This is a genomic window from Legionella sp. ST3F1 (assembly GCF_048553315.1).
GTDB lineage: Bacteria > Pseudomonadota > Gammaproteobacteria > Legionellales > Legionellaceae > Tatlockia > Tatlockia donaldsonii.
On sequence record NZ_JBLZIO010000025.1, the window covers coordinates 1 to 13,702 of the forward strand.

The window sequence follows — 13,702 nt, forward strand, 5'->3', positions numbered from 1 at the left end:
GGATACAAGCTCTCTTCTCCCATCCCAAGTGCCCTTGAGATTAAGCATTTCTGCCTACTTTTTAAAGATACAAGCCTGGATGAAAACCGAAGGCTGTAATCCGGGACTTCAATTAGCGTATATGGCGATGATGGAACAGTCATTCAAACAAACCTGGTTATGCCTGCACCGAGGGCTAATCACATAGTTTGTTTTTCCCTATTTATATTGTATGCTATTGGATCTCAAGGACACTAAACATAAGGGACCCCTATGAAAATCAAATTGATTGTATCTGCAATGTCTTTAGGTGCCGTTCTGCTGGCTTCTGGATGTGAACAATGGAATGCCACTTCTCCTTTTAATGGTTATACCCAAGCTGCACCGGCTACTCCTGCACAAATGAAAGTTGATGCCAGGATCCTTGGTAGTTTGGTTGTCCTTAATCAAAATGAAATGGCAGCCGCCACATTGGCACAAAGAAAAGCGTCTAGTCCAGCTGTGAAAAACTATGCAGCCTGGATGTACAAAGCCCATAATCAAAACTTGCAAGAAACTCAAAGCCTGAGCCAGAGAATAGGTATTGCGCCAGAAAAAGGTGCTACTGCCCTCGCGCTCCAAAAACAAGGCCGACTAGAGTTGGCTACCTTAAATCGCTTCAATGGCAAAGCTTTTGATAGAGTCTATATCAACGCGATGGTAAAAGATCATGCTGCAGCCCTACACATGATCGATCACAAGTTGAAAACCGAAGCTACAAACCCACAATTGAGAAGACAATTAGAAGCTACTCGTGCCCATGTTGCTGAACATCTGCAACAAGCCAGAGCGGTTCAAAGGGAAATCGCCCATGGTTAATAGTTCTCTTTAAAATGACAAAAAAGGGAAAGTACTTTTCCCTTTTTTGTTTTCTGTACTAAATAGGGGTTTTACAGCATATCCAGCCCAAACTGGCAATGAGATAGTCAAGCGACCTTGAATGCACAATATTTTGTGCATATTGAATAAGTTATATTCCCCCATTCAAATTGCTATAGTGCCAGATTAAAGTAGAGCCATTGTGAATAGGGTTAATAGTGCATTCCGGCTTTCTTCATCCTCTAGCAGAGCCAATTTTTGCCAAAGGTACAGCCCATTCCATAATACAATTGCATTCTGGATTAGGCGTTGCTAGCCAGTTCCTCTTTACTGCTGTATTGAATCTCCTGATTGTTATCAAACAGGGTAGCTTTTGAAAATTTATTCGATAGCTTAATGCGATTTAATTATTTTTCAACAGCCTGTTGTAATTCCACGTCATCAATATACCGAAGAATAAACAGGCTTTTAATAATCTGTCCAAACTCCTTGATGAGTATAATGGGTGTTGTTTAGAGTATGATATATATCGTATTCTAGATTAATTTGTTGGCTTGCTAACGAGGAAAAAAATGAAAATAAGAGGCAAGAGGAAATGGCTAATGTCATTTGTTGGAATAGTGGTGGCTTTGACAGTACATGCTGCAACCCCTGCATCAAAAGCCTACCTTGATAGCAAGATGGCAGTAATTCAAGCGGAAATTGATGAAATAAATCTCAAGCTAGTTGGCAATTAATGGAGCCTAACTATATTAGTCAGTTATTAATTGAAATTGAATCTAATAAAAGGATTTTAGATGAAGAAAAGTATCTGTGTTTTGTTATCTCTGTCAGCATCAGTATCTTTAGCTGCTAAACCTGCATCAACGGCTGATGTGGATGCCGCTGCAGCTCGGCTTCAGACTCAAATCGACGCAATTAACAATGTTCTTCTGACTCAAGTAAACGCACTCAAGGCGCAAATGAACGCACTCAATACGATTCCAGCCGTAGCCCATCCCGTAGGGAGCTGCTTTGGTGGTGGCGTGGTCTATTATGCGAGTTCTGATGCGAATGCACCAGCAGGTCAACGAGGATTAATTGCCGCACCGACAGATGCACTAAGCTCATCAACTATGGCATGGCAAAGCGGAGGATCAACAACGGTAACACCAACGCCACAAAAAACCTATTTCACTGGCGAGGCAAACACTAATGCAATTTTATCAACAATCGGTATTTTTCCTGCAGCAAGTGCTGCCAATAGTTACACTTCTGATGGCGATACGTGTACTGAGTGTACAAGCTGGTATCTTCCCTCTCAGGATGAACTTGCCACATTGTATGCACAATCAACTTCGAGCATTGCTTTAGGGAATACAACATTTTGGTCGGCGTGTAGCGGCTCTACTCCCGCATCATCTAGTTATTGGAGTTCTACGCAAGGTACATTGAATTCGCAAGCATTTAGCGTAAACTTTTTAACGGGCATTGTGACAACCAGCACGAATAGTAGTAACTTTCGTGTTCGCGCTGTTCGAGCTTTTTAAAAAAACCAATGAAGTCCCGATTGTAAGAAACCACTCTTTAAACCAGAGAAAGATATTTCGTGCCATTTAAAAAAATGAATACTCTACACCTAAAAATCCAGCTTGCTGTGTTGGAATATGAGCAATAGGCGTGTTACCAGAACTATCTAAGTAAACGCCAGCATTGTTGTTGGAATAAATGCCTTGATAAAAAGCGTTGAATGAGACGTGTTCGGTAATGTTCACGCCAAGTCCCGCTTGAAACTCACCGGCGACTTTACTTAAAGCGTCTCCATAGGTTGATGTTCTATCTTCTAATTGTAATTGACGATATGCGATGCCGCCTTTGAGAATATAATAAAAAGGTTTATCGGGTCGTATTTGACCTTTAACAGTTAACAATAAATCGAGAAAGGGTTTTAATGTTGCCTGCGGAAGTAAATCCGTGGTTGAATCGATCACCTCCGAACTCGTGGCAAGACGCATTGTATTACCAGATTAGATGCCAACTTCGCCACCCAGCATCCACTGCTTATAGTGCTTTGCGTGAACGCCTAATGTAAAACGTCCTTGGGCAACATTGCCGTCATTTTTATACCCACCTGAAACGGTACCATAACCGCCATAGCCACCAACATAAAAAATTGGACGTGGTTTTACCATTACATCACCCATGGTTCCTGCAAATACAGGGCATGCAACTGATAATACAAGAAGGTTTGTTGCAATGATTCTTCGCATGTTTAGAAATCCTTATCTTTGACTATTAGCACTATAACACCAATACTATATTACTCGATGGTAACGTGAATCAGGGGAATGTGATCACATTCTATTTTAAAATACATTTGCTATACAATGCATGATTGTCGTTCAGTGAATAAATTACAATATTTTCAGTTAAGAGGACTGAGTTAGTTCGCTACTTGTTTCGGCTGGATATGCGGTAAAACCCCAAATATAGCGGTAGCACTAATGGTAGTTAAAGTAATCGTTGTTAATCATAAAATTTGTAAAACAAACGTTATCAGATAACCAATTAAGCAATTAAGCAATTTGCTGTTTCGTCGCTTGCGTCAAAACATAAAACTGGGACAAGGAACAAGCTGTTCCTCCGCAAGCAGGAATCGTTACCGGCTTATTATTATAACTTACTCTAATATAATAATTTTTATTGTTTTTAAACAAAGCAAAATCAACATGAGAGGCATAGGGCGGTATACTTTCCAAGGGAGCCCCTAAAGTGGCCATGACACTCATAATGGAGCTGTCATGCGCGGAGAGTAATACATATTTTAAAGAGGATTTTTTCTCCACAGCATTAACAAAATAATTGTTTGCCGCATTCAGAAACGAATGCCCCATGGGATAGCTAACCTGCCTCAACTTAAAATAGTTAACAACTGCCCATTTACCTAATTGGATAATTTCATTGGCATCAGCATTACTAATCCCCTTTGGCATGGGTACATGATGAATTCGACGAATGTATAAATTATCAGCCAAGGGAACAATTTGCTGATAATTTTTCAAGGATAAACCAGTTACACTCCTCCACTTTCTTAATTTCTCTTGTCTATAGCTGGTTTTTTCTTGCCAGGCTTTGCGGCTAATGAAATAAAGCTTGATTAAAGAAAAGATATTTTTACCCGGTGTAACAATTAACAAATTATCCTGACTTTTACTGATTGCATGCACAGGAATACTACCCCGTCTCATTTTTGAGGGATAAAGACCCAATAAAAAAGCATTGGCGCTCTCAATGGTGCGTTTGGTATCCGTTGAACGTACGTAAACTAGCCTTGGGTTATAATTAGCCGGTAACAAGTGATATTGCTTCACATATTTTGTGCGTGCAGCCCTGCCTGATTCTAGCTCCTGATACCATCCTCTTTGCGTCAACTCACCAACCCCCCGCTTCCAGTCATGCGGCGAGTTAGGAATTTCCTCCAAAGGAGTTCTATCGCCATGTCGAATAAGCTCAAGGGCAAATATAAGTTTTTCCTGAGCAAAAGCATTTGAAACAATGACGGCCAAGAAGATAAGAAAACAGTTTTTTATGAGCACTTTCATTTTGATGTTATGCCGGATTTTTGTTAGCGTATTATTCAACTTATTTATTATATATTAGTGAATGGGTATCAAGCTGTTCTATTACTCTAGTAAGAATCAGTATGAAACAAAAACTAATGAATTGTTTTTTACAGCTGCAGTAAAACCATAACCAACCTGGAGAGCTAAAAAATCCTAATAATTAACGGATAAATCCTCTGCCGTCATTTTCCATTTGCAAATTGATCAGCAAACTCTTTAACATTACCATGTATTCAGAAAAAATGAAATTATAAAACTACAGCGAGGCGATGACGGTAAGATGCGTCCGATATTTACTAAATTTGAAGCAAAACTCATCCGTGTTGAGGCGTTATTGCATGACTGTAAAGATGCATTAGACTTGGAGTTTTTTAAAAATCAACTGCTTAATCCCACAATCCATAATTACAATGAGCAATTACGTCTTTCAAACAAAACGGTTGAAGAACAGGAAGCATATAATCGAATCACTACAAAACTTAATTTGCTTAAAGCAAATTACCTGGAAAAGAAAAAATTGCTCACTGAAGAAGAGAATGGTACCTATCTGATAGGCAAAAATTTTATTCTTGGTCCCCAAGGTTTGGTCGATGAATTGCCTAAAGCAAAGATTGACCGAAATCCACCCTTGCCTCAAAAAGCAATTCAAGCGCTAGAAGAAAAGGATAAAGTTAGTTTATTAGAGTTTTTGTATCAGTTTTGCGAAGAAAAATTTGCAAGGAAAGAACCTCCGGGCTTTGTTTCTTTAAAAATGATTGATGCCTTGTGGGAGATGGGTACCAGGGGACATGAACTTGCAGATTTATTAAAAAAGGCCTTGCCAGATTATAATAAACCAGGCAATCAATTGTCTGAGGCACGGTATATTGCCCTTAAAAACACGACAGCTTTAATTTACCAAAAATTTTGGCATAGCGGTGATTCATCGATAGAGCGTTATGCCTTGGAGGGGTTTGATCGACAATATATAAGTGGGTTTAATGAGAAAAATTTTTCATTCACCAGGCCGAATCCTCTGCTATCAACAAAAAATATTTCTTCAAAAATCTCTGAAAATGAGTCACTACTTTTTAATAGACGAGGTCACCTGCGTAAAATAATCAGTGATGCTATTTTAGATCCAAAAGCGGAAGACTCCAGAATGACCCCGACAGTTTATGTGACCAACAAGGACGTTTGGGTGGATGAATCCAGTCAATCTCAAGAAATGCGGTGTTTTGGTACTCAGGGACGATTCTGGAAACGGTGGCAAAAATGCAAAGAAGAGAATGAAGTAGTTGCTGAAACAGAAAGCGGTGATGTCCCAACAGCCAGGATTCTCACCGAGCGCCACGGCCCAGGATGGTAACAATTGTCTCAGCTATAGAGAAGAGCTTGCACGCCTCATAATTCATTACATCAGCGCATTGAAATGAGGATGAATTTTTAGATAACATTACTAGGGTTCTCTTACCCCGCTTGCGAGCAAACGGGGCTATAAACCTGTGCAAATTATGAGTACTCACTCTCATTCCTGTTTACTTTATTTCCATGTTGCAGCCAAGCAGTAATGCCACCATCAAGGTTATAAATATCAAGTTCAGGGTTTTCATCCAAGAGTTTTTCACAAGCCTGTGCTCCACGCTTACCCAGAGCACAATGGACTACAAGGCGCTTACTCTCCAGCTCAGGCAATGTTCGGTATGAAATTTTTGCCAAAGGCAGGGAAATAGCACCTGGAATATTTTCCTTTTGATGCTCCTCTGGTTCACGCACATCAATCAATATTGCTTCCCCTCTATCTAGCCAGTCTTTTAGAGTTGCTGGATCTACGGTTTGTATGGGCATAGTGACCTCCTATCAGTTATTCCTAAAATAAAGTAGTTCTTTTATCCGCAGTTGGGTTATCAGTTGTAGTAGGAACAACCGTTACCACAGATTCGGGAACAACTTTAATATCACTTAATCTATCTTCAATAATACATTGAATATTCTCAGGTGTCGTTAGTGTCTTATCGGTATATGACATAAGTTTTTCTATATCAGCAGAACTGGTAATATCCCCAATTGCTTCCTCAAGTTGTCCCTGCGTCACTGAATGAGTAATTAATCTTTTCATTCGTGCAATTAATGTAGCCTTGTTTTCTTCAAGTAATAATGCGGTGCCTGGCTCTTCTATCGCAGCCTTTTCTTTAAGTGTCTTCCATTTCGTCGACATTTCTTCATTAACAACATCTGTTTTAGGGCGAAAACTTCCTATAAAATCAAGTTCAACTGCTTCTGTTTCCTTATGGGCAACTGCAATCTTTTTCTGAAGTGCCATAAAGCCCTCCGGAGGAATCTCAATTAGCTGTGCTTCATTAACGTTGACCTCCAATCCAAAGATTTCTTCTATTTTTCTAACCTGATCAGCTGTTCTTGCGGTAACACGAAGAGACAAACTACCGTCTTCATGCCATGTAGGGATAATAGAAACTCTTCTTTGTGGTCCAACACCATGATTCATTAAAGAGACAAGCATAGGGATGGTTTGCTGTTCATATGTAGGCCTAATCAACTGCTGTTCTCTTTTTTGATGATACTGTGCATCAGCTGCAAACATCAATTTCAGCATGTCTTCTTGCGGTACAGTACATGTCGAAAGCTCACCACTCTGTTTAATGAAATCAATTCCAAATAACTCTTTGAATTTAGCTGCGACCTCTGGTTTAGAAGTACTTAGGATATAATCACCATTTTCTTTTCTTGATAACTCAAAGGGTATCCTTTTATCTGACGGATCAAAACGCATCGTATTAAGAAAAACAGTGCCATCATGTGACATAACCGAAGTGGGAGAGAAAATTTTCTCTAACTTGTCGATTAAATCAATTTCATGGCTAGTCAGCAACACTCGCTGTTGAAACACCTCTATGATTCTTTCATTACTTTTAGCAGCCGTCGCTTCCATTTCACCAATAAAAGTCAGATATTGCTCGAGCTCGTCATAGGGCATCTTGTTTTTCAGCGCTTCATTAATTAAATCAATTTTAATTTCAGCGAAATAGGCAGCAAAAGGAGTCAGTTTTCCTGTACTGATTTTCACGATATAAGTATCGACCAGACCTTGTAATTTGCTTCCCTCCTCGCTCCCAGCCCTGATATCAGCCAAACGATTTAATAAATTTTTTGCAGAGGGTGTGCGCTCTTGTATACGGGTTAATTCCTGTCTTAAACCAGGATAGCTTTTTATCACTTCTTCACTGGGATTATCGCCAGTAATCATTTTTCTTAATAAATGGACACCTACCATACGGTCTGATAAAGGCGTATCGTAGAACACACTATAGTTTCGGTACATAAAATGACGAGCAATACCAATTTTGGAAGAGCCTCTAAAGATTGCAGGCATTTTGGCCGCTGTATCTTCAAATGAAAAATCATCTTTCAAGCTTGAGCATACGCCATTACCTTCATAGGGTTTACCATAGTCAAAACCATAAAAAGCACCTTCGGCAAACCCTTTGTTCTGGGCTTCTTTACCCATCCCATCTCTATCACCGATGGCAATTCCAAAAATTAAATTTTTACCTAAACCAGGAATATTTTTGGAACGTTTAATCAGTGCATCTCTATCCTCGACTAAAATACCATTATAATCCGGCTCATCGCCACCGTGGAGAAACTGCCTTAATTCCTGTAACCCGTTTTTCCAACCACAGGCTAATAAAGCATGAGCACCTTTTTTACCATTATTAACCCAAGCTATTTCCTGTTTTTGGTTTTGATCACTGAAGATACCCGCTAACCGTGTACCTACAAACTCTCTTATGGCTTCTTTATTCGCATCAATTCTCTTTTTCTGTCCTTCAGCATAATCAAGTTTATACATCCAGGCACTTAGCTTATTATTTTTAGCAACTGCCTCTTTGACTTCATTACAAAGCCATCGAACCCCTGGATCCATTACACTTTTGCTATGAGGGCCTGACACATGAACATTGATAAAAGTAGCAAAATCAAAACGATTTTTTTCCAGATCGCCGTTACTAAGCCTTACTCTTAATTCAGCAAGCCTACCTCTACCCTCGAGGCTGAGTTTTTCCAATGAAGGCAGATTTTCTTCCGCTAAAATTTTTTGTAACTCTTTAAAAAACGCCGCATTCAAATCAATCGCTCTAAAACCTGGTTCTACACCACCTGGTTTTTCTGCATAACAAAACTGTGTACTGCCAAACATACTGCCTAAACGCGTTAATTCTTTGTCTGTGCGTAGTTGTGGTTGACTTAAATCTCTTCGGACAACCTGGTCGACTGATTTACTAACGGTAGTAGAGACACTTAATCTCTCTGAACCAACCACAGGGGTACTTTTTGAGGTTTCAGTTACTCCGATCTCAGTTTTTATCACTGGCGGCAATAAGCTCTCTTCATCAACGTGTTCAGGCTTCACATCCAACTGAGACTTAAAGATACGCATCATTAAACCGTCTTTTTTGATGCGGTAGTTTTGCTCTTTACCTAGCTCAACACCAAAATTTTTCTCACAAAATGTTTTAAGATATTTACCTAATTTACTACCTGCTCCACCTGATGATTTTAGAATCTGAGCATATTCATCAGCGTAGACATTCAACAGAGCAATAATTTTTGCATCAGGAGATAAATCTTTAGCTTCAACGACTGCTTTTATATTTTTATTAAGACGCTCTATACTAGCAGTGCGTTCTGTTTCTATTTTTCCTCCCATCTGTTTGAGAATTGCCTGGTATTCTTTTTCAAAATGGTTGGTGGTTATAACTGGTTTGGTTTTATTACCGCCAGCTAATAACAAGTCCATATAGTGCTTGGTAAACTCTTTATCAACCTCATATTTTTTACCACTCTTGGAAGATCCTACAACCTCATCATCGAGTTCCATTGCCACAAAATAGTCTGGATCAATTTCCAAATCGCTTAATAACAATTGATAAGCCGCGTTTCTTAGAGCATAAGATTCTATTTCAGACCCTGTAAATTGAATCCACGCGGGACCCGCAGTCACACCACCATGAGTTGGAAAACCAGGTGCAGTTAATAACCCCCTCAATGCGCGATAACCACAACTCCAACTATCTCTTTGCAAATTATCTGACGCTGGAGTAACTGTTTTGGTTGTAGCACCCGGGAAGGCGCTATAAAGCCCATGTGTATAATTGATTGCATCAGTTAAAATACCTTGTTCAGTCCCACTCAACGCCATCGAATCCTGATAAGCGATAGTCACTGAATTGGTCGTTGGATCAACAGTCACCATTGCATAAGTCCAATGAGAGCCCTGGCTACGCAACGAATCGGTACTGCCTCGATTTATAAGCAATGGAATCGTATAGGGTACTGTTGCATTGGCATGTTTCGCTCTCTCAAAATGCAAAATCATCCCGATATCTTCCGCAGTTAATCGGGTAATATGCACTCTATCTTTGACACCCATCTTAATTAACAGGCGCTCTAAATCAACTTCACCTAGCCATTCAGTTGGACCTAAATCACCATTAAGCAATTTTTCAGCAACCCCTAAATTGCTACTTTGGGCATGCAAGTCTCTTAAAGAACGAGATTCAAGCCGTTGGTTAAGTTCAAGCCCAACTAAAATGGCAGCTTTCTCATTGAATGAAGTCGCCACTGGTGGGGCAACACCAGTGAAGACTACGAGTTCGTCTAATAAACGTGCTAATTCGTTAAATTGTACTTCATGAGTTTTGCGAGTTTCTAAATTGTCACTACCGATTGCAATAATATTTAAATTGTCATTGTTCAGATTATAGAAAAAGTCAATGGCGTCGGCTAAATGGCCATAATTATCCATATTATCCAGCCAGCGCGGGTTAAAGCCCTGCTTGTATTTCCCCCTCAAATATTGTTCAATAATGAGACGTTTTTTTGTTTCATCAAGTGCTTTAGTTACTTCGCTTGCAGGTATCATTTCATCTTCCTTATAAAGATTCAGATCTGGATGCGAAGCAAATGTAGATGGCCTAGCATCCAACTAGATCTACAGATTTATTCTTCTACCTTAATCCCTTAAGGCTAAGCAAATATTAAACAGATTGTTAAAGTATTGAAAAGATATAATGCATTAAAATAAAACAATAAGATTATTTATCTTCTTCAATAGGTTAATTAGAGTATAGTATTTCGATACAAATAATGCTCAACCAGATTATTTTTTGTGACTTTTTGTGATTTTTAATGCATGATTTACGGGCAAATGATATAATGCTTTCCCTGTATTCACCGTCACAGAAATAAATAAGGCGAAGGCTTCTATGGGCGATAGGGAAACTGATAGTGAGCAAACCTTTGTTCTCTTTCCAGTTAAGCTGAAAAACGGAAAAATTGTTTATTATGCCAGCGATTACTCTGAACCATTAGGTGGATCGGTCTATAAAGGTTATCAATGCACATTACGCTCTCCGCAAACCGAATTAAAACCTTGCCGAGTAAAGAAAGAAGACATTACTCTTGATAAAACCCAGGCAGTTGCCCTGAAATTTTATGAAGCAGGAAAGCATCCATCCCCCTACCAATTTTACGATTCAGAAATAGCTACTCTGAAATTAGCAGGTAAAGACGTCCTCATCATGGAATATATTGATGGATTTCATATCCATCCAGAGGGAGAAAAGAATCCACAGTTGAGGGAGTTAAATTTTATCCAGGTTGTAGATGTGGCCTGGCAACTCATTCAGGGATTAAATAGCAGGCATTATAACAATACCTTCGGCCCCTCGGTTGTACATGGTGATATCAAGGGCAGTAATGTGAAGATAAGAATCAAGAAAACTCTTAACGGCAACATCTACCAAGTTGATGTCTGCTATCTTGATGATGATTATGCGAAACCTATCGTTAGTAATCCACAATGCCCACAAGGAACTCTTGAGCATTTTGCAATCGAACTTCTAGATGGCTACTATTCAGAAAGCAGCGATTTTTTTGCCCTGTCCCCTCTCTTATTAACTCTTTTTGGTGCTAACAACCCCCTGCAAAGGATTCTTAATTTCAGGAATACCCACCCCGGCATGGCCGGGGTTGACTTAGTAAAGCAATACCTTGAGCTTGGTTTCAGCAACGATGGTTTATTTGAGCACTTTGAAAAAAAACCCGAAGCATTTATTTGCGAATTAGTAAAAAATTTCATCATGAAAATGGCAGCAAAATATAAGCAAGACCGGCCTAATCCAGAGGCAATATTGGAATTTTTTACAGCGCTTAGACAATTTTGCCTAATTGATGAGGCTAATGTAGATAGGGATTTTAATGTTTTGCGCTTAAGAATAGCCGCCCAGGATAAAACGTGGCTTACAGAAAAAAAATATCCAACTTTATTGCTGAGTTTGGAAAACCACTTTCAAGATCGGCTCATTGCTTTAATGGACCCAGAACAACGGGTCAATTTGCATAATCTTTTGTTAAACATCGAGGGAACACTCATACTAAGAGATAAACTCAGAAAAATGGTTGCTGTTGATCTGGCAGAACTCAGTAAATCAATTAAACCACCCTCCAGGCTGAGCTCTTTGTTCTCGTCACCCGTAACTCAGAAAGATTTAGATTGGCTACTACGCTGTTATGAACAGAATGATCGTGTTGAATTTGACTCGCCAACCAACAAAGCAATGAGAAAAAAACTTAAAGACTGTAGCGAAAAACATCTGGCATCTTTAATTTCGGTTATCACAGCAGGGTTTTCCAGCTCAACGGAATTAATTAAATCCCCACAAATACCATCTATGGCTTAAAATTAAAAATGGAGTTAACGGATTTTCTTGCGAGGTATTTATGCCATTTGAACTTTTAAATCAATGGCTCAATGAGGAAAAGGAAGCCGGCGCACCTAATCCCAAACAAGCTGTACTATCAACTGCAACTTTGCAAGCTATACCTCATAGCCGTGTAGTAGCAATACGTGAAATCTCAACGGACTCTTTATTATTTTTCACTCAGAAAGGAACAAGAAAAGTAACTGAATTGGAAAATAATCCGCGAGCCTCACTACTATTTTGGTTTGAATTGAAACAGAGGCAAGTTACTCTTGAGGGATTCGTTGAGCGCTTATCAAAAGTCGAAAATGAACACTATTGGCACAGCTACCCACAAACAGCTCAAATCCGATTTGCTGCTTATGCACCAACCTCTACACAGCCTATAGCCTCCAAAGAAATGATCGAAAGCAAAAAACGGCAACTTAAACTGGAATACGGCAGAAAATTATTGCCATTTAACCCCTTCTACTGTGGTTTTCGCCTTAAACCGACCAAATTTGTTTTTTACGCATTGCGCTCGGATGAGTTATCCGATGTCACTGAATATACCTGGCTTGATAATCAATGGCATAGCCAAATCTTATCTCCTTAAGCGAAGTGGGTAGACAGAAATGTCTATATCACCTACCTTATGTTTTTATTATTGGATAGATAATTTATCATTGAGATGAAATGGGGAGAATGAGTACCATGCAGAATTTACACGGCAAAATTATCCTAATTACCGGAGCTTCCAGCGGGATTGGTGAAGCCTGTGCTCGCCTTTTTGCCGCTAACGGTGCAAAACTAATCTTGGCTGCTCGTAGAAAAGAACGAATTGATAATCTTGCAGCTGAGCTCTATTCCATGCATGGCACAGACTGTTTACCATTAGCCCTTGATGTCAGGAATAAATCAGAAGTAGAACTAAGCCTGGGGACTCTACCAGCAAGTTGGCAATCGATTGATATATTAATTAACAATGCAGGGCTTGCACTATCAAGCGACCCCATCCAAGTTGGCTCAGTTGATAATTGGGATGTCATGATCGATACAAATCTCAAAGGTTTACTTTATGTAAGCCGTAGTATTTTACCTGGCATGTTAGTGCGGAATCACGGACATATTGTTAATATTGGCTCCATTGCAGGCCAAGAATGTTACCCTGCCGGTAACGTGTATTGTGCTACCAAGCAAGCCGTTAGAGCCATTACAAAATCGATGCGTCTTGATTTATTGGGAACACCGATCAGAGTCACTGAATTAGCCCCCGGTGCCGTTGAGACAGAATTCAGTGAAGTTCGTTGGGGTGATAAAAATAAAGCTCAATCATTTTACAAGGAATTTTCACCATTATTGGCACAAGACATTGCTGATGCGGCTTACTACTGTTTAACCAGACCAGCCCATGTTGATATTGCAGAAATGACGATTATGCCGACAGTACAGGCCTCAGCAAATCACATTTATAAAGAGAAATTAAAATAATAACGTAACCTAATTTGGCCAAGGAAGGCT

Annotated in this window: 14 protein-coding genes; 8 read left to right on the plus strand and 6 right to left on the minus strand. The window is 39.5% G+C overall.

The genetic code is table 11. The annotated features are described in order from the left end of the window. Both ACN4Z1_RS14320 and ACN4Z1_RS14325 read left to right on the plus strand, forming a co-directional pair. Positions 1-187 (plus strand): hypothetical protein (locus ACN4Z1_RS14320; RefSeq protein ID WP_419413460.1); only part of this gene is annotated, 187 nt, incomplete at its 5' end. Between the two features lie 65 nt (positions 188-252). Further along, entirely contained in the window at positions 253-837 is a 585-nt protein-coding gene (locus tag ACN4Z1_RS14325; protein WP_228363953.1) for a DUF4142 domain-containing protein, read from the plus strand. A gap of 407 nt (positions 838-1,244) precedes the next feature. Here the strand turns inward: ACN4Z1_RS14325 and ACN4Z1_RS14330 are convergent, their stop codons facing one another. After that, positions 1,245-1,340 (minus strand): Tn3 family transposase, encoded by a 96-nt coding sequence (locus ACN4Z1_RS14330; protein WP_419388015.1) that lies wholly within the window; start codon positions 1,338-1,340, stop codon positions 1,245-1,247. Between the two features lie 99 nt (positions 1,341-1,439). Between ACN4Z1_RS14330 and ACN4Z1_RS14335 the strand changes: the two genes are divergently transcribed. Beyond that, complete coding sequence (locus ACN4Z1_RS14335; protein WP_255673141.1) at positions 1,440-1,574, plus strand: hypothetical protein; 135 nt, start codon at positions 1,440-1,442, stop codon at positions 1,572-1,574. A gap of 60 nt (positions 1,575-1,634) precedes the next feature. Then, complete coding sequence (locus tag ACN4Z1_RS14340; protein WP_228363952.1) at positions 1,635-2,366, plus strand: DUF1566 domain-containing protein; 732 nt, start codon at positions 1,635-1,637, stop codon at positions 2,364-2,366. Positions 2,367-2,432: 66 nt separating this feature from the next. On the opposite strand, the gene ACN4Z1_RS14345 is transcribed toward ACN4Z1_RS14340, so the two are convergent. The 3 genes from ACN4Z1_RS14345 to ACN4Z1_RS14355 form a co-directional block, all read right to left on the minus strand. Then, entirely contained in the window at positions 2,433-2,831 is a 399-nt protein-coding gene (locus ACN4Z1_RS14345; protein ID WP_228363951.1) for a hypothetical protein, read from the minus strand. 12 nt (positions 2,832-2,843) lie between these two features. Then, positions 2,844-3,086, minus strand: coding sequence for a hypothetical protein (locus tag ACN4Z1_RS14350; RefSeq protein ID WP_228363950.1), 243 nt, complete (start codon positions 3,084-3,086; stop codon positions 2,844-2,846). A 306-nt stretch (positions 3,087-3,392) separates the two neighbouring features. Beyond that, positions 3,393-4,418, minus strand: a complete 1,026-nt coding sequence (locus ACN4Z1_RS14355; RefSeq protein WP_228363949.1) for a histidine phosphatase family protein — start codon at positions 4,416-4,418, stop codon at positions 3,393-3,395. A 301-nt stretch (positions 4,419-4,719) separates the two neighbouring features. Between ACN4Z1_RS14355 and ACN4Z1_RS14360 the strand changes: the two genes are divergently transcribed. Beyond that, complete coding sequence (locus ACN4Z1_RS14360; protein ID WP_228363948.1) at positions 4,720-5,787, plus strand: hypothetical protein; 1,068 nt, start codon at positions 4,720-4,722, stop codon at positions 5,785-5,787. A gap of 143 nt (positions 5,788-5,930) precedes the next feature. Here the strand turns inward: ACN4Z1_RS14360 and ACN4Z1_RS14365 are convergent, their stop codons facing one another. Next, entirely contained in the window at positions 5,931-6,266 is a 336-nt protein-coding gene (locus tag ACN4Z1_RS14365; RefSeq protein ID WP_058447726.1) for a rhodanese-like domain-containing protein, read from the minus strand. Positions 6,267-6,288: 22 nt separating this feature from the next. After that, positions 6,289-10,362: a hypothetical protein gene (locus ACN4Z1_RS14370; protein WP_228363947.1), complete on the minus strand. Its 4,074-nt coding sequence runs from the start codon at positions 10,360-10,362 to the stop codon at positions 6,289-6,291. Between the two features lie 343 nt (positions 10,363-10,705). Between ACN4Z1_RS14370 and ACN4Z1_RS14375 the strand changes: the two genes are divergently transcribed. The 3 genes from ACN4Z1_RS14375 (at position 10,706) to ACN4Z1_RS14385 (ending at position 13,672) form a co-directional block, all read left to right on the plus strand. Beyond that, positions 10,706-12,181: a serine/threonine-protein kinase gene (locus tag ACN4Z1_RS14375; RefSeq protein WP_228363946.1), complete on the plus strand. Its 1,476-nt coding sequence runs from the start codon at positions 10,706-10,708 to the stop codon at positions 12,179-12,181. A gap of 40 nt (positions 12,182-12,221) precedes the next feature. Next, a complete protein-coding gene (locus tag ACN4Z1_RS14380; RefSeq protein ID WP_228363945.1) occupies positions 12,222-12,797 on the plus strand; it encodes a pyridoxine/pyridoxamine 5'-phosphate oxidase in 576 nt (191 codons plus the stop codon). 98 nt (positions 12,798-12,895) lie between these two features. Continuing rightward, on the plus strand, positions 12,896-13,672 hold the full coding sequence (locus ACN4Z1_RS14385) for an SDR family NAD(P)-dependent oxidoreductase (RefSeq protein WP_058447730.1): 777 nt from the start codon (positions 12,896-12,898) through the stop codon (positions 13,670-13,672). Positions 13,673-13,702: the final 30 nt, after the last annotated feature.